Origin of the sequence: Streptomyces monomycini (genome assembly GCF_022271435.1) — a bacterium.
GTDB lineage: Bacteria > Actinomycetota > Actinomycetes > Streptomycetales > Streptomycetaceae > Streptomyces > Streptomyces monomycini.
On record NZ_JAFIQY010000018.1, the window covers coordinates 50519 to 75754 of the forward strand.

The following is a 25236-nucleotide window of genomic DNA, read 5'->3' on the forward strand; positions in this document are numbered from 1 at the left end:
AGTGTGCACGAGCCTCGGCGGCCGCAGATCATTTTGTCGTCCCGCGGAACGTCCCGTGGCGCCGGAAGCGCCCGCCTCAGCTGGCGAACTGACGCTCGCGCACCTCGCGCCAGCGGTCCGACAGCTTCTCGTACGCCTCGCCGGCCCGGTCGCTGTCCCCCTCGCGCAACGCGGCCAGCCCCTCCGCCACCTCGGCGGCCGACCGGTCCTCGGCGAGCTGCCCCTCGGGCACCGCGTGCACCAGCCCGCCGTAGTCCAGCTCCACCAGTGCCCGCGGATGGAACTCCTCCAGCCAGCGGCCCACGTCCACCAGGCCGTCGATCAACGGCCCCTCCTCCAGGGAGTCGCGCAGCGTGCGCAGGCCCCGCGCCACCCGGCGCCGCGCCTGCACCATGGGCGTCCGGTACCGCAGCACCGGCCCGTGCTCGCTCTTGGTGTACTCCCGCTCGCCGTCGCCGAAGAGCGCGAACCAGCGCACCGGTACGTGCCAGGTGGCGGTGCGGATCCACGGCCGGGCGTCCGGATTGCGCTCCAGCCACTCCTCGTAGTCCGCGGCCGCCTGGCGCCGCACCACCGGGGGCAGCGCCGCGTCCAGCACGGGCGCCGGGAGGAGTTCGGACAGCTCCTCCAGGGCCTGCCAGCCGCGCAGCCGCGTCCGCCAGGGGCAGACGCACGTCACGCCGTCCACGACCGTGACGAAGGCGTCGCTGCTCTCGTGGACCCGGACCGGCACCGGCGGGGTCGGCAGCAAATCGGCCAGAGACCGCCGAAGTTCGTCCTGAACCGTGGGGGTCTCGGCGCGCCGGGCATAGCGCGCCCAGTAGGAGCGCTCCGGTTCGGGGAACGCTGCGAGCGGCTCGTAGACCCGTAGATATGCCGCGTACGGGACCATCACCGACGACGCCAGGGCCACGCCCGCTCCTTTGTCTCCTACAACGTGACGTCCGCAGAACTACCGCAAAGAATGAGAAAGAGGTGCAAAGTACCGGGAGTTGACTCACGCCACCCGGCTCGGGATACGGCAAATCGTCCCACGCCCGTCCCTCAGGAGAGGGTGATCCTCCGCACTGCACCGATCAGCGTGCCCCTCAGGTCTTACTCTCTTCCCGACCGGCCCTCCGGCCCTCCTCCTGCCACAAGCCACAGGGAGCCGCCGAAGGGCGTCCTCCGCGACTTATGGGAGTCACCACCGTGACCGACGTACGTCCCTCCTCCGTCAGCGTTGACGGAGGCGTGCTGCACACCCTGTTCCGTTCCGAGCAGGGTGGGCACGAGCAAGTCGTCCTCTGCCAGGACCGCGCCAGCGGTCTGCGGGCCGTCATCGCCATCCACGACACCGCCCTGGGCCCGGCCCTCGGCGGCACCCGCTTCCACGCGTACGCCTCCGAGGAGGAGGCCGTGCTGGACGCCCTGAACCTCTCCCGTGGCATGTCGTACAAGAACGCCCTCGCCGGTCTCGACCACGGTGGCGGCAAGGCAGTGATCATCGGCGATCCCGAACTGATCAAGACCGAAGAACTCCTGCTCGCATACGGCCGGTTCGTGGCTTCCCTCGGCGGCCGCTACGTAACCGCGTGCGACGTCGGCACATACGTCGCCGACATGGACGTCGTCGCCCGCACCAACCGGTGGACCACCGGCCGCTCCCCCGAGAACGGCGGCGCCGGCGACTCCTCCGTCCTGACCGCCTTCGGTGTCTTCCAGGGGATGCGCGCCTCGGCGCAGCACCTGTGGGGCGACCCGACGCTGCGCGGCCGCAAGGTCGGCGTCGCGGGCGTCGGCAAGGTGGGCCACCACCTCGTCGAACACCTCCTTGAGGACGGCGCGGAGGTCGTGATCACGGATGTGCGTGCCGAATCGATCGAGCGCGTCCGCAGCCGGCACCCGCAGGTCCAGGTGGCGCCGGACACCGGGTCGCTGATCCGTACGCCGGGCCTGGACGTGTACGCGCCGTGCGCCCTCGGCGGAGCGCTGAACGACGAGTCCGTACCGGCGCTGACGGCGAAGGTGGTCTGCGGCGCGGCCAACAACCAGCTGGCGCACCCCGGCGTCGAGAAGGATCTTTCCGACCGCGGTGTCCTCTACGCGCCGGACTACGTGGTGAACGCCGGCGGTGTCATCCAGGTGGCCGACGAGCTGCACGGCTTCGACTTCGACCGCTGCCGGACCAAGGCGGCGAAGATCTTCGACACCACGCTGGCGATATTCGCTCGTGCGAAGGAAGACGGCATTCCGCCCGCCGCGGCGGCGGACCGGCTGGCCGAACAGCGGATGGCGGACGCCCGGCGGGCCTGACGGACCCGGCGTCGGCCGGTAGCGCCCGGTGTCACCTGGTGCTGCCGCCCGGCGGCGGTGCCGGCCCGGCCGGTACCGATCGGTTCAGGCCATTTTTCCAGCCGGTCACGGAGCGAGATCACGACCGTTCCCGCTCATCAATGTCCAAGAATGCTCGGGTCCGACCGAGGCTGATCGCGATCCGATCATGCGCACGGGACGCTCCGAGCAGGTCCGCACACCCCTGCGGGCGCCGCGCCGGTCACGGACCGTACCGGCCGTCGTCACGGTGGGTACGGAAATGGCCTGCGAACGGCTCGCGTAACGATCTCTGAGCGCTGCGTAAGGGATCACGGGTGGTGAAGGAGACATCCCTCACCACCCGTCGGCGGGTCGCCGGACGGGACAGGTTAAAATCGCAGCTGACCAGCGGGGACGGGGCGTCCTGCCGGTCGTGCCGAGCGGTCGGTGATGCGGGCGACGTACCGTATGGCCGCGGAAGCAGGTACCGTTAAAGCCCTACGGGCCGGTCTCTCCGTCGAGAGTCCGCTCTGGATCATGAACGCGTGTCAAGACTCTGGGGCCGTCGAGCCCCGTCGTTGAGGGGGTCGAGCCATGGGGCGCGGCCGGGCCAAGGCCAAGCAGACGAAGGTCGCCCGCCAGCTGAAGTACAACAGCGGTGGGACTGATCTCTCACGCCTGGCCGAAGAGCTGGGTGCATCGCCGCAACAGCCGGCACAGCAGCAGCCGCCGAACGGCGAGCCGTTCGAGGATGAAGAGGACGACGACCCGTACGCGCGGTACGCCGACCTTTACAACCGAGACGACGATGACGAGGACGAGGGCAACTCGTCCCAGCAGCGTCGTCGCGCCTGACGTACGACGTCTCTTCTGTCGTGCGTGCACGGTGTGCACAGCATTTCCACGGACCCGGTCCGGGGTAGTCACCTCGGACCGGGTTCTGTGCTGCCCTGCGGGCGGCCGGGTCAGGCAGCGTAGTCACCGGTCAGGGTCACTGCCTCGGTGTGGTCACCACGCTCGACGATCTCGCCGCTGACCCAGGCGTCCACGCCGCGGTCCGCGAGGGTGGCCAGCGCCACGTCCACCGACTCCTGCGGTACGACGGCCATCATGCCGACGCCCATGTTCAGGGTCTTCTCCAGCTCCAGCCGCTCGACGTCGCCGGCCGCGCCGACCAGGTCGAAGATCGCGCCCGGGGTCCAGGTGGACCGGTCGACCGTGGCGTGCAGGCCGTCCGGGATCACCCGGGCCAGGTTGTTGGCCAGGCCGCCGCCGGTGATGTGCGAGAAGGCGTGCACCTCGGCCGTGCGGGTCAGCGCCAGGCAGTCCAGCGAGTAGATCTTCGTGGGCTCCAGCAGCTCCTCGCCGAGCGTCCGGCCGAGCTCCTCGACCCGCTGGTCCAGCGACATCCCCGCGCGGTCGAACAGCACATGGCGGACGAGCGAGTACCCGTTCGAGTGAAGACCCGAGGACTCCATGGCGATGACGACGTCACCCGTACGGATACGATCCGCGCCCAGCACCCGGTCCGCCTCGACGACACCCGTACCGGCGCCCGCGACGTCGAAGTCGTCGGCCCCGAGGAGCCCCGGGTGCTCGGCGGTCTCGCCGCCGACCAGCGCGCAGCCGGCCAGGACACAGCCCTCGGCGATGCCCTTGACGATCGCCGCGACCCGCTCCGGGTAGACCTTGCCGACGCAGATGTAGTCGGTCATGAACAGCGGCTCGGCGCCGCAGACGACCAGGTCGTCCACGACCATGCCGACCAGGTCGTGGCCGATCGTGTCGTACACGCCCATCCGGCGGGCGATGTCGACCTTGGTACCGACGCCGTCGGTGGCCGAGGCGAGCAGCGGCCGCTCGTACCGCTTGAGGGCCGAGGCGTCGAAGAGGCCGGCGAACCCGCCGAGGCCGCCGACGACCTCGGGGCGGGTGGCCTTCCTGACCCACTGCTTCATCAGGTCGACGGCGCGGTCGCCCGCTTCGATGTCCACGCCCGCTGCTGCGTAGCTGGCGCTGGTGCCCGCGTGCTGGGCACGCTCAAAAGACTCGGCAGACACGGTGAGATCTTTCCTGTCGGTGTGTACGAGCTCTACGGGCGGCGCAGCGCGTCGGCGCCGCCGACCCCGGCCGTCAGCGTCTCGACGCCGTCCAGGTCCGGCTTGGCCTGGCCCGCGGTCTCCGCCTCCAGGAGGTGCTTGCCCAGCAGCTCCGGGTCGGGGAGGTCGACCGGGTACTGGCCGTCGAAGCACGCGCGGCACAGGTCCGGCTTGGCGATCGTCGTCGACTCGATCATGCCGTCGATCGAGATGTACGCCAGCGAGTCGGCGCCCAGCGACGTACCGATCTCGTCCACGGTCAGACCGTTGGCGATCAGCTCGGCCCGGGTGGCGAAGTCGATGCCGTAGAAGCACGGCCACTTGATCGGCGGCGAGGAGATCCGGATGTGGACCTCGGCGGCACCGGCCTCGCGGAGCATCCGGACCAGGGCGCGCTGGGTGTTGCCGCGGACGATCGAGTCGTCGACGACCACCAGCCGCTTGCCGCGGATGACTTCCTTGAGCGGGTTGAGCTTGAGCCGGATGCCGAGCTGCCGGATGGTCTGCGAGGGCTGGATGAAGGTCCGGCCGACGTAGGAGTTCTTGACCAGGCCGACGCCGTACGGGATGCCGCTGGCCTCGGCGTAGCCGACCGCGGCCGGCGTGCCGGACTCCGGGGTCGCTATGACGAGGTCGGCCTCGGCGGGCGCCTCGGCGGCCAGCTTGCGGCCCATCTCCACCCGGGAGAGGTACACGTTGCGGCCCGCGATGTCGGTGTCGGGGCGGGCCAGGTAGACGTACTCGAAGACGCAGCCCTTGGGCTTGGTCTCGGCGAAGCGGGAGCTGCGCAGGCCGTTCTCGTCCACGGCGATCAGCTCGCCCGGCTCGATCTCGCGGATGAAGCTGGCGCCGCAGATGTCCAGGGCGGCGGTCTCGGAGGCCACCACCCAACCGCGCTCCAGCCGGCCGAGGACCAGCGGGCGGATGCCCTGCGGGTCACGGGCCGCGTACAGGGTGTGCTCGTCCATGAAGCACAGCGAGAAGGCGCCCGAGACCTTGGGCAGGACGCGCGGCGCGGCCTCCTCGACGGTCAGCGGCTTGCCGTCCTCGTCGACCTGGCCGGCCAGCAGGGCCGTCACGAGGTCGGTGTCGTTGGTCGCCGCGACCTGGGTCGCGCGGCCGCCCTCACGGGGCAGTGCGGCGACCATCTCGGCGAGTTCGGCGGTGTTGACCAGGTTGCCGTTGTGACCCAGGGCGATCGAGCCGTGCGCGGTCGCGCGGAACGTCGGCTGGGCGTTCTCCCACACCGAGGCACCGGTGGTGGAGTAGCGGGCGTGACCCACGGCGATGTGGCCCTGGAGGGAACCGAGGGATGTCTCGTCGAAGACCTGGGAAACCAGGCCCATGTCCTTGAATACGAGGATTTGGGAGCCGTTGCTCACTGCGATGCCCGCGGACTCCTGACCGCGGTGCTGCAGGGCATACAGCCCGAAATAGGTGAGTTTGGCGACCTCTTCACCCGGAGCCCAGACACCGAAGACGCCACATGCGTCCTGGGGGCCCTTCTCGCCGGGGAGCAGGTCGTGGCTGAGTCGTCCGTCACCACGTGGCACAGCACTGAGTCTAGGGCAGGTCCGCGATTCATCCGAACCGGGGATCGAACCGGGGCCGGGTCCGGGGGGCCTGCTCCAGGTGGGCGAGGGCTTGACGTGAGCACGTACTCACGGAGGGGATCATGCTCCCCGCGGCGCCCGCAGCCCTTGGCGCAGCGCCGCCACGTCGGCCTCGGGCGCGTCGCCGGCGCCATCCGTCGCCGCGTGCGGCGCGGGTGAATGCCGCTTTCCCTCGTGTACGCCTTCACCGTCTCTTCACGCGAGGTCCGGCCGGTTCCGGTGCGGGTTCGGCGTGCGCCGTTCCGCTTCCTCCCGTCTTCCGGACCGGGGGGCGGGGTGAGATGCGCCACTCCGCTGTCCGGGGGATGCGGCACGGCGAACGTTCCGGTGAATTCCGGGCTTTTCAGCCCTCGCTCCTCGCGTCCCCCTGCCTCGCTCGTACGGGGCGCGGCACGCTTGCACCCCTTTCCGGAAGGTCCTGTTCGGCGAGGCGTTCTGCTGTTGCGGGAACTTCGGCGGTGCGCTGGAGTGCCACTCCGTGTTCGGGCGGGCCGGGGAGTGCGGCCTTTACGAAGGCAATGTGACCGAGGGTGATGCCGAATACCGCGACCTGCGCCATCGCGCGGATCAGCACCGAGCGTGCCGTCGGCTTCGTGGGTGGGCGGCACACCCGGCCGTGGCTGCTCGACCGGGACTTCACCGCCCCGCAAACCTCACCACCCCGTACCGGCCGTGGTCCTGCCCGCTGGACGGTACGAGCCGGCGGGGCGGGGCGCCCGGGACGGTGAGGCGGGGGCCCGGAGGGGTGGGGCGGGGCCCGGAGGGGTGGGGCGGAGCGCCCGAAAGTGCCTGCTGTGTCTCCGGGTTCAGCCCATGAGGGGCAGATACGGCGCGAGATCGGCCCGTTCACCGCTGGCGGTCACGGCGGCGGCTTCGAGCGCCGCGGGCCAGTCCGTACGTCCGGCGGCCAGGCGGAGCCAGGTCATCGGGTCGGTCTCGACGACGTTGGGCGGCGTACCCCTGGTGTGCCGGGGGCCTTCGACGCACTGGACGACGGCGAACGGCGGCACCCGGACCTCGACGGAGCCGCCGGGCGCCTTGACGGCCAGCGCGTCGGCGAGCACCCGGGTGGCGGTGGCCAGGGCCTGGCGGTCGAACGGGATGTCCAGGCCGGTGGCGGCGGCCAGGTCGTCGGTGTGCACGACCAGTTCGACGCAGCGCACCACCAGGAAGTCGGCCAGGCGCATCGCGCCGATCCGGACCGCCAGCAGCCGGTCGTCGGGGGCCATCGGGACCGTTTCGGCGTACCGGGCGGCGGCGCGGTCCAGGAGGGCCGCGGGTTCGCCGCCGGCCGCCGTGTCGCGGGCGTTCTCGTCGACCTTCGCGGCCAGTGCGCGGGTCACGGACGGCCAGGTGGCGAGGGTGACTTCCAGGGCGCGCGGCGCGGGCTGCGCGAGCGCCGCGGGGACCTGCTCCACCGCCATGGCCAGGTGGGCGACCAGTTCGCGGACCGTCCAGTCCCCCAGCCGGGTGGACAGCGCGAACTGCTCGGGCGTCAGGCGCTCCACGGCGGACCGTACGTGTCCGAACTGGGCGATGACGGCGGCGCGGGTCTTCGCGGAGTCGTAACTGCGGGCGCGGGCGCGGCCGGACGGCTTGCGGGCACTGGGCATGGCGTCGAGGCTACTCGGCGGGGCGCGTCGCGTAGTCCCCCAGCCCTTGCTCCACCAGGCCGAAGGCCCGGTGGGCGGCGGCCACCGCGTCCGGGTACACCGCGTCGGCGGACTCGCCGGCCAGCAGCCTGCGGTGGTTCTCGTTGATGAGCGCGTTACGGGCGGCCATCAGCTGGCCCGCGGCGACCTGGGCCTCCATCCGGTCGCCGCCGGTCTCCGCCGCCAGCACCTCGGCGAGCTGCTGGAGGCCGTGCATCCGGTTGGCGTACGCGCGCAGCAGCAGGCCGGGCGTCTCCGCGATCAGGCGGCGGATGCTGAGCACCTCCTGCTGGTCACACAGGCCGACGGAGGGGTCCCGCGACTCCAGCAGCTCGACGAACTGCCGGCAGACGGCCGCGACCGCGGACTCCCCCGGCGCACGGCTGTGGACGGCGTGGGCCGCGTCCTCGGCGTGGTGCTCCATCGGCTTGAGGACCAAGTCCTCCTTGGAGCCGTAGTAGTTGAAGACGGTCATCTTGGAGACCTCGGCGGCGGCGGCGATCTCCTGCACGGAGACCTTCTCGAAGCCCCGCTCCAGGAACAGTTCGACGGCGGTCCGCCAGACCCGTCGCTCCGTCTGCAGTTTCTTGCGCTCGCGCAGTCCCAGCTCCTCGGCCATACCACCACTGTACCAGGGCAAAAAATAATACCGGGCAAAACATTGACTCAGTCCATGCTTCGCGGGCATGGTGCTGCCATGAACGCTTCCACCGCTCCTTCGCACCCTTCGCGGACCTCGCCGGGCAGCGCCGCCACCGGCGGCGCCGGACCTGGCGCCGCCAGGCTCGGCGGCTCCGCACCCGGCGCTGACGGACACGGCGTCGACGGGCCCGGCGGCATGACTCCGGGCCGGTACACGGTCGGCTTCGTCGTCTGCCTCGCCACGATGCTGCTCGCCGTCCTCGACCAGAACATCGTCTCGGCCGCGACCGTCCCGATCGTCCGCGAGCTGGACCCGCTGCACGGCATCGACCGCATCCCCTGGCTGGTCAGCGCGTTCTCGCTCGCCGCCAGCGCCGCGCTGCCCCTGTACGGCAAGCTCTGCGACACCCTCGGCGCGAAGCGGGTCTTCCTCGGCGCCGTCGCCACCTTCCTGCTCGGCTCGGCGCTGTGCGGGGCCGCGCAGGACATGGACCAGCTGATCGCCTTCCGCGCGGTGCAAGGGCTGGGCGGCGGCGGGCTGATGAGCGTCACGATGGTCGTCATCGCCCAGCTCAGAGGCCCGGGGAAGCACGGCGCGGGCAAGGGAGCCGGACTGGGCGGGCTGGTCGCGGGGGCCGGCATGGCCCTGGGGCCGGTGGTCGGCGGGCTGCTCGCCGACCACGCGGACTGGCGCTGGATCTTCTACGTCAACCTGCCGATCGGTCTGGTCGTGCTCGTCGCGGCAGCACTCGTCCTCAAACTCCCCCACCACGGCGAGCGGCGCCGTATCGACTTCCTCGGCGCGGCGCTGGTGGCCGCGTTCTCCACGGCGCTGCTGCTGGTGACGGAGTGGGGCGGCCGGGAGCACCCCTGGGGCTCCCCGGTGATCCTGGGACTGACCGGCGGGGCCGTGGCACTGCTCGCGCTGTTCCTGTGGCGGCAGGCCACCGCCGCCGAACCGCTGCTCCCGCTGTCGATGTTCCGTATCCGTACGCTGCGCGCCGCCTTCGCGGTCCAGGGCCTGATCGGCGTGGCCCTGATGGGCTCGCTGGTCTACGTGATGATCTATCTCCAGCTGGTGCGCGGCGTCGAGCCCGCCTCGGCGAGCCTGTTCATGATCCCGGTGGCGCTCGGCATCGCCGTCTCGGGCCTGGTGACGAGCAGGCTCGGCGCCCACGGCTGGTCGGAGAAGCGTTCTGTGGTCAGCGGTGCGGCCTGCGCCGCCGTGGCCACGCTCCTGCTCGCGACGAACGGCACCGACACCGCCCTGTGGGCCGTACAGGCCGAACTCCTCCTGCTCGGCGCCGGATTCGGCCAGACGCTGGGCCAGCTGATCGTGCTGGCCCAGCAGGCCGCACCACGCCACCAGCTCGGAGTGGCGACGACCGGCATCCGCTTCTTCCAGACCCTGGGCAGCTCACTGGGCGTGGCCTTCTTCGGAACGGTACTGGCCCGCGTCTACGCCGACCGCGGCCCCGGCGGCTCCACCAGCGCCATACCGGCCCTGAAAGGCGAGGCCCACACCCAAGCGGTGGACGCCTTCGGCTCCTCCATAGCCGTCGTCTTCCTCTGCTCGACAGCCGTACTGGTACTGGCAGCACTCCTGGCGCTCCGCATACGGGGAGGGGAGACGACTGGGGGGCCGGGGGCGACAGGGCAGACAGGGTAGATGGGGGGAGACGGCGTACGGGGGCGAGTAGGACGGAGGTACGGGCCCCGGGAGGCGAGGGAGGCGGGGGTGGGGCCCCGGAGGCGAGTGGGTCAGGCGTGGGGAGCCGAGGGGACGGGTGGTGCGGAGACGTGGTGCCCCGGGGGGGGAGGCGAGTGGGTCTGGCGCGGGGAGCCCAGGGGGGCACGTAGCGCGGAGACAGGGTGCCCCGGGGGCGAGTCGGTCAAGCACGGGGAGCCCTGGGGGGATGAGCGGCGCGAAAACAGGGTGCCCCGGAGAGACGAAGGGGGCGGAGACGAGGTGCCCGGGGACGAAGGGAGCGGGGACGAGGTGCCTGGGGACGAAAGGGCCGGGGACAGGGAGCCCTGGGGGGGTGCGGGCCGGGGCAGAGAGCCCGGTGGGACGAGTGGCTCGGGGAGGGGAGCCACCGGGGGACGAGTAGGACGGAGGCGGGGAGCCCGAAGGCGGGGAGCCCGAGGGCGAGGAAGGACAAGAGGGGCAGGGGCAAGGGGAGGGGGCGGGGGCGGGGGCCGGGGGAAGGGAGGAAGATCTGGCCCGGGAGAGGCCAGCCCCGGCAGGGCCTACGCCAGTGGCCCGCCCCAGAAGGGACGGGCCACGGTACGAGCGAACGGCGCTAGGCGGGCCACCGCACAAGCGGACGGCGCCAAGTGGGCCACCACACGAGCGAACGGCGCCGACTGGGCCGCCACCGTACAAACGGACTGCGCCAGGCGGGCCACCGCACGAACGAACGGCGCCAAGTGGACCACCGCACAAGCGCACGGCGCCGACTGGGCCGCCACCGTGAAGGCGGGCGGCGCCAAGTGGGCCACCGTGCGCCCGGACGGCGCCGGTTGGGGCGCCGTCCGGGTGGGTCAGGCGAACAGGGACGGGATGGTTGCCTCGTGTGCTGCGCGGAGGTCGCTCAGCGGCAGGGTGAACTGGCCCTGGACGTCGATCGTGTCGCCGTCGACCACGCCGATGCGGGTGGCCGGGAGGCCGCGCGCACCGCACATGTCGGTGAAGCGCAGCTCCTCGCTGCGCGGGACCGCGACGATCGCGCGGCCCGCCGACTCCGAGAAGAGGAGGACGAAGGGGTCCAGCTCGTCGGGGACGACGATCCGGGCGCCCTTGCCGCCGCGCAGGCACGACTCGACGAGGGCCTGGATCAGGCCGCCGTCGGAGAGGTCGTGCGCCGCGTCGACCATGCCGTCGCGGGAGGCCGAGATCAGGATCTCGGCCAGCAGCTTCTCGCGGCCCAGGTCCACCTGCGGCGGCAGGCCGCCGAGGTGGTCGTGGACGACCTGGGACCAGGCGGAGCCGCCCAGTTCGTCCTTGGTGTCACCGAGGAGGTAGAGGAGGTGGCCCTCGTCGGCGAAGGCGATCGGCGTGCGACGGCTGACGTCGTCGATGACGCCGAGCACCGCGACCACGGGGGTCGGGTGGATGGCGGCCTCGCCGGTCTGGTTGTAGAGCGAGACGTTGCCGCCGGTGACGGGCGTACCGAGCTCCAGGCAGCCGTCGGCGAGACCGCGGACGGCCTCGGAGAACTGCCACATGACCGCCGGGTCCTCGGGCGAGCCGAAGTTCAGGCAGTCGGAGATCGCCAGCGGCTTGGCGCCGGTCGCCGCGACGTTGCGGTAGGACTCGGCCAGCGCCAGCTGCGCGCCGTGGTACGGGTCGAGCTTGGCGTAGCGGCCGTTGCCGTCGGTGGCGATGGCCACGCCCAGCCCGGTCGTCTCGTCGATCCGGATCATGCCGGCGTCCTCCGGCTGGGCCAGCACGGTGCCGCCCTGCACGAAGTGGTCGTACTGGCTGGTGATCCAGGACTTGGACGCCTGGTTGGGCGAGGCGACCAGCTTCAGGACCTGCTCGCGCAGTTCGTCGCCGGTCCGCGGCCGCGGCAGCTTGCCCGCGTCGTCGGCCTGGAGGGCGTCCTGCCACGCGGGACGCGCGTAGGGACGCTCGTAGACCGGGCCCTCGTGGGCGACGGTCTTCGGGTCGACGTCGACGATCTTCTCGCCGTGCCAGTAGATCTCCAGCCGGTCGCCGTCGGTGACCTCGCCGATGACGGTGGCGGTGACGTCCCACTTCTCGCAGATCGCCAGGAACCGTTCGACCTTCTCGGGCTCCACGACGGCGCACATGCGTTCCTGCGACTCGCTCATGAGGATTTCCTCGGGCGAGAGCGTGGAGTCGCGCAGCGGTACGTCGTCCAGCTCCACGCGCATGCCGCCGGAGCCGTTCGAGGCCAGCTCGCTGGTGGCGCAGGACAGCCCGGCCGCGCCGAGGTCCTGGATGCCGACGACGAGCTTCTCGGCGAACGCCTCCAGGGTGCACTCGATGAGCAGCTTCTCCTGGAAGGGGTCGCCGACCTGGACGGCGGGGCGCTTGGACGGCTTGGCGTCGTCGAAGGTCTCGGAGGCCAGGATGGAGGCGCCGCCGATGCCGTCGCCGCCGGTCCGGGCACCGTAGAGGATGACCTTGTTGCCGGCGCCGGACGCCTTGGCGAGATGGATGTCTTCGTGCCGCATCACGCCGATGGCCCCGGCGTTGACCAGCGGGTTGCCCTGGTAGCAGGCGTCGAAGACGACCTCGCCGCCGATGTTGGGCAGGCCCAGGCAGTTGCCGTAGCCGCCGATGCCCGCGACGACGCCCGGCAGGACGCGCTTGGTGTCGGGGTGGTCGGCGGCACCGAAGCGCAGCGGGTCCACGACGGCGACCGGGCGGGCGCCCATGGCGATGATGTCGCGGACGATGCCGCCGACGCCGGTGGCCGCACCCTGGTAGGGCTCCACGTAGGACGGGTGGTTGTGCGACTCGACCTTGAAGGTGACGGCGTAGCCCTGGCCGACGTCGACGACGCCCGCGTTCTCGCCGATGCCGACGAGCATCGCGTCGTTCTCGGGGACCTTCTGGCCGAACTGCTTCAGGTGGACCTTGCTGCTCTTGTACGAGCAGTGCTCGGACCACATGACGGAGTACATGGCGAGTTCGGCGCCGGTGGGACGGCGGCCGAGGATCTCGCGGACGCGCTCGTACTCGTCCTGCTTCAGGCCCAGTTCGGCCCACGGCTGGTCGGTGTCCGGCGTCTCGGCTGCGTGCTTGACCGTGTCGAGCGTCATGCGTTGACCAATTTCTTCAGGATCGAGGTGAAGAATCCGAGGCCGTCCGTACGGCCGGTGCCGATCAGCGGCTCGACGGCGTGCTCCGGGTGCGGCATGAGGCCGACGACGTTGCCCGCCTCGTTGGTGACGCCGGCGATGTCGCGCAGCGAGCCGTTGGGGTTGCCGTAGCCGTCGGCGGAGTCGCCCTCGGTCAGGTAGCGGAAGGCGACCCGGCCCTCGGCCTCCAGCATGTCGAGCGTGCGCTCGTCGGCGACGTACCGGCCGTCGATGTTCTTCAGCGGTACGGAGATCTCCTGGCCGGCGGTGTAGTCGGCGGTCCAGGCGGTGCCCGCGTTCTCCACCCGCAGCTTCTGGTCGCGGCAGACGAAGTGCAGGCTGTCGTTGCGCAGCATGGCGCCGGGCAGCAGGTGCGTCTCGGTCAGGACCTGGAAGCCGTTGCAGATGCCCAGGACCGGCAGGCCGCCCCTGGCCTGTTCGATCACGGTCTCCATGACCGGCGAGAAGCGGGAGATGGCGCCGGCCCGCAGGTAGTCGCCGTAGGAGAAGCCGCCGGGCAGCACCACGGCGTCGACCTGCTTGAGGTCCTTGTCGCGGTGCCACAGCGGCACCGCCTCGGCCCCGGCGAGCCGGACGGCGCGCTGGGTGTCACGGTCGTCGAGCGTGCCAGGAAAGGTGATGACCCCGATGCGCGCTGTCATGACCCGGCCTGGTCTTCGACGTGGACGGTGAAGTCTTCGATGACGGTGTTGGCCAGGAAGGTCTCGGCCATCTCGTGGATACGGGCGAGGGCGGCGTCGTCGACCGGGCCCTCCACCTCAAGTTCGAAACGCTTGCCCTGACGGACGTCGCCGATCCCCTCGAATCCCAGGCGTGGCAGTGCGCGCTGCACCGCCTGGCCCTGCGGGTCGAGGATCTCCGGCTTGAGCATGACGTCGACTACGACGCGTGCCACTGGCACTCCCGATGGTGTGGTGCGTAAGGCGGTGCCATCACAGTACCGTGTTCGAAAATCTACGCGCATAGATATCGTGACGGTGCGGTCACGGTACGGCGTCGGCCGCGGTAAGTGGTGGGGAAAATCTCAGAAAAGACCTAGGGTCCGCATTGCGGAAGGACACGCTGAGGAAATTAACTGGGCTTCACCATGCAATGCCCGCCGCTGTACAAATGAAAATGCATTGATCCCAATCAGCCGGATCTGCAGCATCCCCCCATGTCAAGGCGGGGTTGCTGCTCGAAAGGACCGATATCCGTGGCGCAGCGCGTAGTAGTCACGCTCTCCGATGACATCGAAGGCGGAGAAGCCGCAGAGACGGTCATCTTCGGTTTGGACGGGAAGTGGTACGAGATCGACCTCAATCCCGCCAATGCGAAGAAACTGCGCGGCACCCTCGCCCCGTTCGTGGAGGCCGGCCGCAAGCGGTCGAAGTCCGGCAAGGCGTACCACCACACCTCGGTGACCCCGGACCCCGCCGCCGTGCGTGCCTGGGCCCGTTCCCACCACATGGACGTGCCCCCGCGCGGCCGGATCCCGAAGAAGGTCTACGAGGCTTTCGACGCGGCCAACAGCTGATCCGGAGGGCCCGCCCCCTCCCTCCCCTCACCCCTCTCCCCCGCCCCCTCCTTCTCGTGCGCCCCACCCGTCTCCGTCCGGCCGCCGGTCCGCGGCCGGACGGAGACGAGGCCGGGGACGGAGGTGGCGGCCGGGGGCGGAAGCGCCGGGTGGTGGGAACGGAATCGCCGGGTGGGGACGGAGACGGCCCGGAGACGGCCGCGCCGAGAGGACGGGCGGAAGGACCGGACGGAAGGACCGGACGGAGGGCGGGCGGCGGCCGGGCGACGGCCGGAAGACGACCCCGCCGCGGCCGGTTCCGGCTGTCCCGCAGCGGAGTTGCGCAGCACCCCAGTTGATCAGCTAGAGTCTGGAGCACGCCGAGGGGCGAGGCCGAAAGGCCGGATCCCGAGGAGTCACGCGGGTGTAGCTCAGTAGTAGAGCGCCCTCTTTCCAAGAGGGAGGCGCAGTGTGCGATCCCTGTCACCCGCTCTGACAGCATCAAGAAGTCCGTACGGACCGATTGATGGTGGTCATGCGGGTGTAGCTCAGTAGTAGAGCGCCCCCTTTCCAAGGGGGAGGCGCAGTGTGCAATCCCTGTCACCCGCTCCGACAGTACCGACCACTCCGGTGGATCAGGTAGAGTAGCTGTCGCGCCGCCCGGTGAAAGCCGGTCGGATGCCTGCGGACGTAGCTCAGTTGGTAGAGCGCAACCTTGCCAAGGTTGAGGTCGCGAGTTCGAGCCTCGTCGTCCGCTCAGAAAAAAGACCCCGGTCATCTCGACCGGGGTCTTTTGCTTTACCCGGCCCGGTGGTGGACCTCTGTTCGCCCCCGGCCCGGACCGCGCGCCGGCCCCGGCCGCCTCCCCGCCCAACCGGTCCCCCGCCCACGGGCCCCCGCTCCCTCCCCTCCTGACATTTGTCATCCGGGGTGATGACAACCCGCACTGCCCGCAGCCGGGTTCCGACGGGAGCCTTGAAGCATGGACATCGGGGACACGAGCGAGCGCGTGATTGACGTCACGGGTCTGCGCAGGCGTTACGGGCCGTCCGGGGGCGGCCGGAAGAGCAAGAAGGCCACCGCGGCCTTCGAGGCGGTGCGGGGCATCGACTTCTCCGTCGACCGCGGAGAGCTGTTCGCCCTGCTGGGGACGAACGGGGCGGGCAAGACCTCCACCCTCGAAATCCTGGAAGGGCTGGCCGCGCCGACCGGCGGCACGGTGCGGGTGCTGGGCCACAACCCGTACACGGAGCGTGCGAAGGTCCGGCCGCGGGTCGGCGCGATGCTCCAGGAGGGCGGGTTCCCCGCGGAGTTGACCGTGGAGGAGACCGTACGGATGTGGGCCGGGGCCACCACCGGCGCCCGGCCGGTCGGCGAGGCGCTGGCCACCGTCGGCATGACCCAGCGCAAGGACGTACGGGTCAAGCAGCTCTCCGGCGGTGAGCGGCGGCGGCTGGACCTGGCCACGGCGACGCTGGGACGGCCCGAGGTGCTCTTCCTGGACGAGCCGACCACCGGTCTGGACACCGAAGCCCGCCACACGACCTGGGAGTTGATCCGCGAGCTGCGGGCGGGCGGCACGACGGTCGTGCTGACCACGCACTACCTGGAAGAGGCCCAGGAGCTGGCCGACCGTCTCGCGATCATGCACCAGGGCCGGATCGCGACGGCCGGCACGGTCGCGGACGTGGTGGCCACCCACCCCGCGCAGATCTCCTTCGAACTGCCCCCGGGCTACACGCCGGGCGACCTCCCGCCGCTGGCGGCACTGGGCGTCGACGGGCACGAGACGGCGGGCCGGACCCTGCGGCTGCAGACGTCCGACCTGCAGCGGGCCGCGACCGGCCTGCTGCTCTGGGCGCGCGACGAGGGCGTCGAGCTGCGGGGGCTGGACGCCCGCTCGGCATCGCTGGAAGAGGCGTTCCTGCGGATCGCCAAGGGTTTGGAGGACAAGTGAGCGTCACCGACGTCAAGGCCGCCGGGCAACGGCCCGGTACGGGTGCCGAGGCGGCCGCCCGCAGGGGATCACGGGAACGGCTGGCGGCTCTGTTCCGTGCCGAACTGATCCTCCTGGGCCGTAACAAGGCCGCGCTGTTCATGACGCTGCTGATGCCGCTGATCATGGCCCTCGCCATGCGGCAGGCGGTCTCCGAGATGCCGTTGCAGGCCAACGGCCTGTCGGTCGGCACGGTGCTGCTGCCGGGCACCATCGGCTTCGTCCTGCTCTTCGCGGTGTATTCGTCCGTCACCGGGTCGCTGGTGACGCGGCGCGAGGAACTGGTGCTCAAGCGGCTGCGCTGCGGCGAGCTGTCGGACCGGGAGATCCTGGCCGGATCGGCACTGCCGGCGGTCCTCCTCGGGCTGGCTCAGATCGTCCTGCTGGCGGTCCTCGGCTCCCTGGCGCTGGACGCGGGCGCGCCCCGCTCCCCGCACCTGGTCGTGCTGGGGGTGGCCCTGGGCATGCTGATCGCGGTGGCGATGGCCGCCGCCTCCACGGGCATCACCAAGAGCGCCGAGGCGGCGCAGCTGACGACGATGCCGTTCGTCTTCGTCTCGATGGGCGGCTCCGGCATGATCCTGCCGCTGGACATCCTGCCCGACAAGATCGCCAACATCCTGGAGCTGCTGCCGCTCTCCCCGGTGATGGGACTGGTCCGGGACGGCTGGATCGGCGGGGGCGACCTCACCGAAACGGTGAAGCGGCTGGTCATCGCATTGGTCTGGGCCGGTCTCGCGGTGTTTGCTGTACGCCGGTGGTTCCGTTGGGAGCCACGGCACTGACGATGTACGGCGATGGGGACGACGGGGGTGCGGAGCCGGTGATCCACGGGCAGCTGCGCAAGTTGCGGGGGCGCGGCAGGGTCGCTCAGGTGTACTTGTGGGCGCGGTGGACGCTGTACGTCACACCGTGGCTGCTGTTCCTCGGCTGGCTCGCGGCGCCCCTGGGCGCCGCGGCGGCCGAGATGCACCGGGTGCCGCCGCTGCTCGTGGCGACCGTGGTCCTGGGGCTGGTGCAGTGCGGCATCTACGTACCCGGTGTCCGGCGCGGACTCTCGCACTATGTGTACGGCACTCCCGCGCCGTGGCGGCTGATCGCCGTGTCCGGGGTGCTGTCGGCCGTGTCCGTGGGCCTGCTGACAGCGGTCGCCGTCACCCTGCCGTTGCGGGTGGCGGTCTACTGCACGGCGATGCTGTTCCCCACCCTGCCCGCCGGCTCCCTGCTCTCCCTGGTCGTCAAGAAGCGCTGGCAGGCCCTGGTGTGCGTCGTGGTCTCGGTGGTCGCCGTGGGGGCCCTGGCCCTCGTGGGCGTCCCGCTGGAGTACGCAGGGGGGCTGCCGCCCGTCTTCGCCTTCTCCGCGGGCTTCGCCGCGCTGACGTGCCGCAGCTGGGCCTGGATTCTCGCCGCGATGCGGGAGCTGGACGAGGCCAAGGGTGACCAGGCCCGGCTGGCCGTCACCGAGGAACGGCTGCGGTTCGCGCGCGACATGCACGACGTGGTCGGCCGGAACCTGGCCGTGATCGCGCTCAAGAGCGAGCTGGCGGAACGGCTCGCGCTCAAGGGGCGTCCGGAGGCCGCCGGCCAGATGGCGGAGGTCCAGCAGCTGGCCCAGGACTCCCAGCGGGAGGTACGGGACGTGGTGCGCGCCTACCGGGAGGCCGACCTGGAGGTGGAGCTGGCGGGGGCCCGGGCCGTGCTCCAGGCGGCCGGGGTGGAGTGCCTCATCGACCAGGAGGGCAGCGCCGGGGTGCCGCAGCAGGTGCAGTCGGTGCTGGCCTGGGTCGTACGGGAGGGCACCACCAATGTGCTGCGGCACGCCGACGCGGTCACCTGCTGGATGACGCTACGGGTGACGGGTGACGGTCCGGACGGCACCGGGCGGGCGGCCACGACGGTACGGACCGGACCTGCGGTGGTGTTCACGATGGAGAACGACGGTGTGGTGGCGGACGCCGTGCGCCGCGGCGGCGGGAGCGGCATAGCCGGACTGCGGGAACGGCTCACCGCCCTCGGCGGCACCCTGACCGTCGGCCCCCGGCCGGGCGGGCGATTCTGGCTGCGGGCCCACGTGCCGCTGGAGAAGGATGAGCTGCTGGGGTACGGGCCGGAGGCGCCCGCGGACGGCCGGCCGGCCGGGACGCCGGGCATCGGGTAAGGACAAGGCGTGCGGCCGGACGGCTGCGGCACGTGGCGGGCGCGGAGCGCCGGGAGAGAAGCGGAGATCATGGTGGAGGAGCCGGGGCGGATGCCCGCGAGGGTGCCGGGAGGCGCGGGCGGCCGGGGGCCGGGCACGGAGACGGGCGCGGACATGACCACGGGCACGGGCGCAGGCGTGACCACTGGCGCGGACACACGCGCGGCCGCGGGCCCGTATGGGGATACGGCTGCGGACCCGGCGAAGGCTCCGGAAGCGGCCGGAGCCCCGGCGCCGCTAAGAGTGCTGCTCGCCGACGACGAGCATCTGATCCGGGGCGCGCTGGCGGCGCTGCTGGCGCTGGAAGACGATCTCCAGGTGGTGGCGGAGGCCGCTTCGGGTCCGGAGGCCCTGGCGATGGCGCTGGCCCAGCGTCCCGACATCGCCGTACTGGATCTTCAGATGCCGGGGTTGGACGGTGTGGCGGTGGCCACATCGCTGCGCACCCGGCTGCCCGGCTGCCGGACCATGATCGTGACCAGCCACGGGCGTCCCGGACATCTGAAGCGGGCCCTGGAGGCGGGCGTCAGGGGCTTCGTCCCCAAGACCGTCTCGGCCCAGCGACTGGCCGAGATCATCCGCTCGGTGCACGCCGGAAACCGTTACGTCGACCCGGAGTTGGCAGCCGACGCGATCAGCGCCGGGGACTCGCCGCTGACCGTACGGGAGGCGGAGGTGCTGGAGTACGCGGAGAACGGCGCGCCCATCGCGGAGATCGCGGAGCGGGCCGCACTGTCGCCGGGAACGGTGCGCAACTACCTCTCCTCGGCCGCCGCGAAACTGTGCGCGGAGAACCGGCACGCGGCGGCGCGCATCGCGCGCGCCCGAGGTTGGCTATAGTGGAGCCCGCACCGCGCCGCTGAGCGCGGGGCAGGCGGACGTAGCTCAGTTGGTAGAGCGCAACCTTGCCAAGGTTGAGGTCGCGAGTTCGAGCCTCGTCGTCCGCTCAGGGAAAAGGCCCCGGTCATCATGACCGGGGCCTTTTGCGTACGGGGCCTTTTGCGTACGGGGCCCTTCGCGTAGGCGCGAGGAGTGACGCCGGTCCCCCGGCCGGAGACCGGCGTCACCCCGTCCCCGCCGTCACGACCAGGGCAGCCCGGTGAGACGCTCGTACGCCTCGATGTACTTGGCGCGGGTGCGCTCGACCGTCTCCTGCGGCAGCGGCGGAGGCGGCTGCTCGCTCTTGCGGTCCCAGCCGGAGGCGGGCGAGGTGAGCCAGTCGCGGACGAACTGCTTGTCGAAGGACGGCTGGGCCCGGCCCGGCTGCCACACGTCCGCGGGCCAGAAGCGCGACGAGTCCGGCGTGAGGACCTCGTCCGCCAGCGTCAGCCGCCGCTCCCCGTCGAAGCCGAACTCGAACTTGGTGTCCGCCAGGACGATGCCGCGTTCGCGGGCGATGTCGCGGGCGCGGCCGTACACGGCGAGGGTGGTCTGCCGGAGCTGGGCGGCGACCTCGGCGCCGACCTGGCGGGCGACCTCCTCGTACGGGACGTTCTCGTCGTGCTCGCCGACCGCGGCCTTGGTGGCGGGGGTGAAGATCGGCCCGGGCAGTTCCGAGCCGTCGGCCAGCCCCTCCGGCAGCGCCAGCCCGCACACCGTACGGGTCTGCTGGTACTCGGCGAGGCCGGAGCCGGTGAGGTAGCCGCGGGCGACGCACTCGACGGGGACCATCGCCAGGGACGTGCAGACCGTCGTGCGGCCGGCCCAGTCCGCCGGGGCGCCGGGGGGCAGGTCCGTGGAGAGCACGTGGTGGGGGACCAGGTCGGCGAGCTGGTCGAACCACCACAGCGAGAGCTGGGTCAGCACCCGCCCCTTGTCGGGGATCTCGGTGGGCAGTACCCAGTCGTAGGCGGAGATGCGGTCGCTGGCGACCATGACCAGGTCGCCGTCGGCGTTCTGGTAGAGGTCCCGCACCTTGCCGGTGTGGAGATGGGTGAGCCCCGGTACCTCCACTGCCTCGGGCTTTTCTACAAAACCGGACACGCTGCCTCCGCGTAGGTTGATCCAGGCCCCTCGGTCCGATTCTCCCGTATGCGGAGCGGGAACGGCGGCGCAGGGTCGGGTGGGGGCCGGCTCAGGTGCTGGTCGGGGGCGAGATCGGGAGCGGTCGGGTGCGGGTCGGGGGCGTCCGGGAGCGGATCGGAGCGGTCGGGAGCGTCCGGGAGCGGTCGGGAGCGGATCGGGTGCGGGTCACACCCCGTCCCGGCGGGCCGCGCGGCCGACCGCGCCCAGCGTCAGCAGGGCCAGCACCGCCGCGGCCGTGAGGATGACGGCCGGCGGCACCGCCGCGCTGACCAGGGTGATCACGTACGGGGCGAAGAAGCCCAGGTAGGCGAGGGTCCAGAAGCGGGCGGTGAGGCGGGCCAGCCGGTGCGGCGGCGCCAGGGCGGCGACCTCGGTCAGCCCGTACGCCACGCACAGCCCGTATCCGGCGCCGAGCACCACCGCGGCGATCAGCGCCACGGCGGGCTGCCCGGCCGCGACGGCGCCGGCGGCGACGAGCAGGCCGAGGGCGACGGCCGCCAGTCCGGCGGCGGCGGTGGCGAGGCGGTGCCGGGCGGCGAGCCGGCGGGCGAGGGGCGTCACGAGGAGCCCGGCGCCCGGGGTCACGGCGGTGGCGACGCCCGCGTACACGGTCTGCCAGCCGTCCAGGCGGTCGCCGACGAGGCCGGGGAGGGTCACGAAGGCGATGGTGGGCGCGGCGAACACCCAGGGGGCCACCGGGGCGACCAGCCGCCGGAAGGGGGCGGCGGACGGCCCATGGACCACGGACCGGGGCTCGCCGGCGGCGGAGTGCGTCTCCCCGGCGTCCGGACGGTGCGCGAGCCCGGCCCGGCCCGTCTCCGGCGCCCGGGCGGCCGCCACCGCGGCCGCCGCCGAGAGCACCAGGTGCGGGACGTACGCCGTGACCATCGGGTGCGGTGCCCACTGGGCGATCAGCGCGGCGGCCAGCCCGCCGGAGGCGAAGCCCGCGGAGAGGAAGAGCCCGGAGCGGCGGGCCGCCGTGCCGGGCGCGGTGGCCGGGTCGTACGGGGCGGACGAGAATTCCTTGATCCACACGCTGCCCGCGGTGAGCAGGGCGCCCGCGCCGAGGCCGGTCAGGAAGCGGCCCGGCCACAGCAGCCAGGCGGCGGCCGGGCCCGCCATCAGCAGGCAGGTGGCCACGGCGGCGGTGGCGAGCGCGGTGTAGACGACGGGGCGGCGGCCGCGCCGGTCGGCGAGCGGGCCGCCCAGCAGCAGCCCGGGGATCAGGCCGAGGACGTACACCGCGAAGAGGGCGGTGGTGGTGGCCGTGGTCAGGCCCAGGTCGTCGCGGTAGGCGCCGAGGAGGGCGGAGAACTGGTTGGCACTCCAGCCGGAGGCGGTCATCATCCAGCCGGCACGCAGCCAGTGGCGGCGGTGGGGGTCGGTACGGGAATCCGTACGGGGACCGGTGCGTGGACCGGTACGGGAATCCGCACGGGGACCGGTACGGGAATCCGCACGGGGACCGGTACGGGAATCCGTACGGGGGCCGGTGCGTGGACCGGTACGGGGACCGGTGCGTGGGTCGGTACGGGCATCGGTACGGGGACCGGTATGCGGGTCGGTACGGGGCTCGGCGGCGGGCGTGCTCATGAGAGCCGTTGTACGAGGCCGGAGGCCCTGGGCGCCGCCTCCGTTCAGGAATCGTGAACGGCCCCCGCGACCGGACGCCGGATCGTTTTATCGTGGCACTCATGGACCTGCGACGCCTGTCTTCCTTCTTGGCGGTGGTCGAGGAAAGCCACTTCGGGCGGGCCGCGTCGCGGCTCTTCCTCTCGCCGGCCGCGGTCACCCAGCACGTGCAGCAGCTGGAGCGCGAACTGGGCACCCGGTTGCTGGACCGCGGCAACGGCCCCGTGCAGCCGACCGCCGCCGGCCGCCGCCTGGCCTCCCACGCCCGTACCCTGCTGGCCGCCGCGAACGCCGCCGTGGAGGACGTGACCGAGGCGGCGCAGCACGCCTCGGCGGCGTCGTCGCTGGCGGCGCGCGGGCTGCGGGTGGGGGTGATGGGCCACGGTTCGGCCGAGGTCACCCCGGCGTCCGTCAACGCCTTCCGCCGGGCCCGCCCGGAAGTCCCGCTCAAGCTCGTCCAGTTGACCTTCACGGAGCACTGCAGCGCGCTGCGCGAGGACCGGGTGGACGTGGCGTTCGTACGGCCCGCGATCCAGGCCGAGGGCATCGAGGTGGACGTGTTGACCACCGAGCAGCGGATCGTCGCCGTCCCGGCGGCCTCGCAGCTCGCGGACGCGGCGGCGACGGGGGTCCGGGTCGCGGACATCATCGACCTGCCGTACCTGCGGCTGCCCCGGCACACGCCGCGGCCGTTCACCGACTACCTGTACTTCGACGAGGGCGAGCGCCGCGCCCCGGACTGCGCGCTGACCCCGCACGACGTGCTGACGAGTGTCGCGGCGGGCCGCGGGGCGGGCTCCGGGCTGAAGTCCTTCGCCCGCTACTACCCGTGGCCGGGGACGGTGTACGTGCCGGTGCTGGACGCGCCGTGCGCGCACAGCGTGCTGGCGACGCGGGCGGGCGACCCCAACCCGGAGGTACGCATCTTCCGGGCGCTGACGGTGGCGCTGGCACGGGAGCTGGGGGCGTTCGCGGCGAGGTAGCGGCGGCCCCCTGAAGACCCTCGCCTCAGTCCCGCTTGCAGATGCGGTCGAGCAGGTTGGCCGTCGCGCGCTGCACGCGTTCGTCCACGTGCCCCGGGCGGTCCAGCGCCGGTGACCAGGCGAAGGTGCCGGACGCGAAGACCAGGGCGCCGCTGAGGGCCCGGTACAGCGACGTCTCCTGATGGCGGCGGGCGCCCTCGCTGTCCTCGTACGGGGAGTGCGCCAGCAGGATGCGGTGGCTGTGCTCGGGCAGTGGCGTGCGCGGGAAGTATCGGTCCGCCTCGCCGGCGACGAGACCCGGCAGCTCGTCGCCCTCGTGGGCGCCGGTCGCCTCCCACATCCAGTGGTCGGCGTTGCGCACGACCAGCGGCGCGGGCTCGGGCACCCGGCCCGCGTACTGGATGCCCATCAGCTGCTGTTCCGGGTCCCCGGCCTCGCGCCAGAGGGCGGGCCGCCCGGGGCCCTGCCGTTTCCGGCAGCTGAGCAGCGAGTCCGGTCCGGCGGGCGAGGGGGCCAGTTCGACCTGCCAGTACATGGTGTTGGCGGACAGGAAGACCAGCGAGGTGCCGCTGTCGCGGGCCAGTTCGGCGGTCCGGCGCATCGGCTGGGACCAGTACTCGTCGTGGCCGGGGAAGACCAGGCCGCGGTAGCGGGACGGGTCGACCAGCCCGGCGTGCAGGTCGCGGGCGTCGGCGTAGGCGAGGTCGTAGCCGTAGCGCTCGGCCCAGCGGATGAAGTCGTAGGCGTGGCCGACGTGCAGGGGCAGGCCGGCGCCCGCGTACGGGCGGTCGAAGGAGACGGTGGTGGCGGCGTCCGGTTCGCCGAGGAGCGAGCCGTCCGCGTCCCAGGCGTGGTACAGGCTGGCGCCCGTACGGCCGTCCTCCGGGTAGAGGTTGTAGGCCTGCCAGGTGATGTCGGGCAGGAGCAGCAGGAGGTCGGCGGGGTGGGCGTCGCGGACCGTGAACGGGACGTGGCTGCGGTGGCCGTCGGCGGTGGTCAGGACGGCGACGTAGGCGCCCAGCTTCCAGTACGTGGGGACCTGGAGGCGCCAGGACAGCCACCAGTGGTGGCAGGAGACCGTGCGGTCGGCGGTGAGCGGCGCGGGCTGCACGATGCCGGCCAGCCGGGGGCTGGTCGTGATCTTGGCGGCGCCGGTGCCCGCGTAGTGGCCGATGCGGTAGATGTCGATGCTGAAGGGCTGGGGCGGGTCGACCGAGACGCGGAAGTCGATGGCTTCGCCGGGGGCGACCGCGCCGGTGCTCACGAAGCCCTTGATCTGCTGCCGGACGTCGTCGGCCGTACGGGGTCCGGCGCTGGAGCGGGGCGAGGGCAGGCGCTTCTCGCCGGGGGCGACCGCCGGGTCGACGTACCAGGGGACCACCTGACCGGAGTCGAAGTAGTTCTCGCTGCCGCGCAGCCAGGGCAGCGGGCCCTGTCCGAAGGGATCCGTGACCGCGTGCGCAAGCGCACCCGACTCCCAGCGCCGGATCTGCTCCGTCCCCATTCGTACTCCCCTCCCTGCGTCCCCCCGCCGACTGAGCAGGCCGCCGCGGCACTCAGATGTCGTGCTCGATTGAACGACTGGGGCCGACCCCAGCACATCACATTACGCACTTGCTCCGTCACCCTTCGTCGTGAATTCGCAAGGGTTCCGGCCATGAACGGCGAACTGGAGGGGAACATTCAGCCCGGTCGTGCGGGTGATGCCCGGCAGGTGCCGACAACAGGCGCACTCGGCTCCTTCATGCCCCCG

Annotated in this window: 20 protein-coding genes and 4 tRNA genes; 13 read left to right on the top strand and 11 right to left on the bottom strand. The window is 71.9% G+C overall.

Features of this window, described 5'->3' with window-relative positions; genetic code table 11:
- Positions 1 to 76: 76 nt before the first annotated feature.
- Positions 77 to 913 carry a DUF8083 family protein gene (locus tag JXZ78_RS21005; RefSeq protein WP_030024842.1) on the bottom strand — a complete coding sequence of 279 codons (837 nt, stop codon included), beginning with the start codon at positions 911 to 913 and terminating at the stop codon, positions 77 to 79.
- Between the two features lie 263 nt (positions 914 to 1176).
- On the opposite strand from JXZ78_RS21005, the gene JXZ78_RS21010 reads away from it, so the two are divergent.
- The gene (locus JXZ78_RS21010; RefSeq protein WP_030024844.1) at positions 1177 to 2295 is read left to right on the top strand and encodes a Leu/Phe/Val dehydrogenase; all 1119 of its coding nucleotides are present in this window, start codon (positions 1177 to 1179) and stop codon (positions 2293 to 2295) included.
- Positions 2296 to 2889: 594 nt separating this feature from the next.
- The gene (locus JXZ78_RS21015) at positions 2890 to 3150 is read left to right on the top strand and encodes a DUF3073 domain-containing protein (RefSeq protein WP_003980574.1); all 261 of its coding nucleotides are present in this window, start codon (positions 2890 to 2892) and stop codon (positions 3148 to 3150) included.
- A 110-nt stretch (positions 3151 to 3260) separates the two neighbouring features.
- On the opposite strand, the gene purM is transcribed toward JXZ78_RS21015, so the two are convergent.
- From purM to JXZ78_RS21040, 4 genes are all read right to left on the bottom strand, one after another.
- Positions 3261 to 4355 carry a phosphoribosylformylglycinamidine cyclo-ligase gene (gene purM / locus JXZ78_RS21020; RefSeq protein ID WP_050503060.1) on the bottom strand — a complete coding sequence of 365 codons (1095 nt, stop codon included), beginning with the start codon at positions 4353 to 4355 and terminating at the stop codon, positions 3261 to 3263.
- Positions 4356 to 4387: 32 nt separating this feature from the next.
- Positions 4388 to 5947: an amidophosphoribosyltransferase gene (gene purF / locus JXZ78_RS21025; protein ID WP_030024846.1), complete on the bottom strand. Its 1560-nt coding sequence runs from the start codon at positions 5945 to 5947 to the stop codon at positions 4388 to 4390.
- A gap of 866 nt (positions 5948 to 6813) precedes the next feature.
- Entirely contained in the window at positions 6814 to 7620 is an 807-nt protein-coding gene (locus JXZ78_RS21035) for a maleylpyruvate isomerase family mycothiol-dependent enzyme (protein WP_030023253.1), read from the bottom strand.
- A 10-nt stretch (positions 7621 to 7630) separates the two neighbouring features.
- Complete coding sequence (locus tag JXZ78_RS21040) at positions 7631 to 8278, bottom strand: TetR/AcrR family transcriptional regulator (RefSeq protein ID WP_030023252.1); 648 nt, start codon at positions 8276 to 8278, stop codon at positions 7631 to 7633.
- Between the two features lie 219 nt (positions 8279 to 8497).
- Here JXZ78_RS21040 and JXZ78_RS21045 point away from each other — a divergent pair, with 219 nt between their 5' ends.
- Complete coding sequence (locus JXZ78_RS21045; RefSeq protein WP_030023251.1) at positions 8498 to 9970, top strand: MFS transporter; 1473 nt, start codon at positions 8498 to 8500, stop codon at positions 9968 to 9970.
- Between the two features lie 875 nt (positions 9971 to 10845).
- Here JXZ78_RS21045 and purL read toward each other — a convergent pair.
- The 3 genes from purL to purS are packed head-to-tail and all read right to left on the bottom strand — an operon-like array spanning position 10846 to position 14050.
- On the bottom strand, positions 10846 to 13095 hold the full coding sequence (purL, locus tag JXZ78_RS21050; protein ID WP_033039312.1) for a phosphoribosylformylglycinamidine synthase subunit PurL: 2250 nt from the start codon (positions 13093 to 13095) through the stop codon (positions 10846 to 10848).
- Positions 13092 to 13796, bottom strand: a complete 705-nt coding sequence (gene purQ / locus JXZ78_RS21055; protein WP_030023250.1) for a phosphoribosylformylglycinamidine synthase subunit PurQ — start codon at positions 13794 to 13796, stop codon at positions 13092 to 13094. The genes purL and purQ overlap by 4 nt, the downstream gene beginning before the upstream one ends.
- Positions 13793 to 14050, bottom strand: coding sequence for a phosphoribosylformylglycinamidine synthase subunit PurS (gene purS / locus JXZ78_RS21060; protein WP_030023249.1), 258 nt, complete (start codon positions 14048 to 14050; stop codon positions 13793 to 13795). The genes purQ and purS overlap by 4 nt, the downstream gene beginning before the upstream one ends.
- A gap of 300 nt (positions 14051 to 14350) precedes the next feature.
- Here purS and JXZ78_RS21065 point away from each other — a divergent pair, with 300 nt between their 5' ends.
- From JXZ78_RS21065 to JXZ78_RS21105, 9 genes are all read left to right on the top strand, one after another.
- Positions 14351 to 14671: a histone-like nucleoid-structuring protein Lsr2 gene (locus JXZ78_RS21065; protein WP_030023248.1), complete on the top strand. Its 321-nt coding sequence runs from the start codon at positions 14351 to 14353 to the stop codon at positions 14669 to 14671.
- 399 nt (positions 14672 to 15070) lie between these two features.
- A tRNA-Gly gene (locus tag JXZ78_RS21070) sits at positions 15071 to 15142 on the top strand.
- 45 nt (positions 15143 to 15187) lie between these two features.
- A tRNA-Gly gene (locus tag JXZ78_RS21075) sits at positions 15188 to 15259 on the top strand.
- Positions 15260 to 15334: 75 nt separating this feature from the next.
- Positions 15335 to 15407 (top strand) — tRNA-Gly (locus JXZ78_RS21080).
- 225 nt (positions 15408 to 15632) lie between these two features.
- Complete coding sequence (locus tag JXZ78_RS21085) at positions 15633 to 16607, top strand: ABC transporter ATP-binding protein (protein WP_030023247.1); 975 nt, start codon at positions 15633 to 15635, stop codon at positions 16605 to 16607.
- Positions 16604 to 17431, top strand: a complete 828-nt coding sequence (locus JXZ78_RS21090; RefSeq protein ID WP_030023246.1) for an ABC transporter permease — start codon at positions 16604 to 16606, stop codon at positions 17429 to 17431. Before JXZ78_RS21085 ends, JXZ78_RS21090 begins: the two co-directional genes overlap by 4 nt.
- Positions 17413 to 18804, top strand: a complete 1392-nt coding sequence (locus tag JXZ78_RS21095; RefSeq protein ID WP_238783269.1) for a sensor histidine kinase — start codon at positions 17413 to 17415, stop codon at positions 18802 to 18804. Before JXZ78_RS21090 ends, JXZ78_RS21095 begins: the two co-directional genes overlap by 19 nt.
- 153 nt (positions 18805 to 18957) lie before the next feature.
- A complete protein-coding gene (locus JXZ78_RS21100; RefSeq protein WP_106968890.1) occupies positions 18958 to 19683 on the top strand; it encodes a response regulator transcription factor in 726 nt (241 codons plus the stop codon).
- 34 nt (positions 19684 to 19717) lie between these two features.
- Positions 19718 to 19790, top strand: a tRNA-Gly gene (locus tag JXZ78_RS21105).
- Between the two features lie 133 nt (positions 19791 to 19923).
- Here JXZ78_RS21105 and JXZ78_RS21110 read toward each other — a convergent pair.
- Together JXZ78_RS21110 and JXZ78_RS21115 are read right to left on the bottom strand one after the other, a co-directional pair.
- Entirely contained in the window at positions 19924 to 20826 is a 903-nt protein-coding gene (locus JXZ78_RS21110; RefSeq protein ID WP_030023243.1) for a phosphoribosylaminoimidazolesuccinocarboxamide synthase, read from the bottom strand.
- Positions 20827 to 21033: 207 nt separating this feature from the next.
- Entirely contained in the window at positions 21034 to 22461 is a 1428-nt protein-coding gene (locus JXZ78_RS21115) for an MFS transporter (RefSeq protein WP_238783270.1), read from the bottom strand.
- A gap of 101 nt (positions 22462 to 22562) precedes the next feature.
- Here JXZ78_RS21115 and JXZ78_RS21120 point away from each other — a divergent pair, with 101 nt between their 5' ends.
- Positions 22563 to 23483: a LysR family transcriptional regulator gene (locus JXZ78_RS21120; protein WP_030023241.1), complete on the top strand. Its 921-nt coding sequence runs from the start codon at positions 22563 to 22565 to the stop codon at positions 23481 to 23483.
- Between the two features lie 25 nt (positions 23484 to 23508).
- Here JXZ78_RS21120 and JXZ78_RS21125 read toward each other — a convergent pair whose 3' ends face one another.
- A complete protein-coding gene (locus JXZ78_RS21125) occupies positions 23509 to 24987 on the bottom strand; it encodes a N,N-dimethylformamidase beta subunit family domain-containing protein (RefSeq protein ID WP_030023240.1) in 1479 nt (492 codons plus the stop codon).
- Positions 24988 to 25236: the final 249 nt, after the last annotated feature.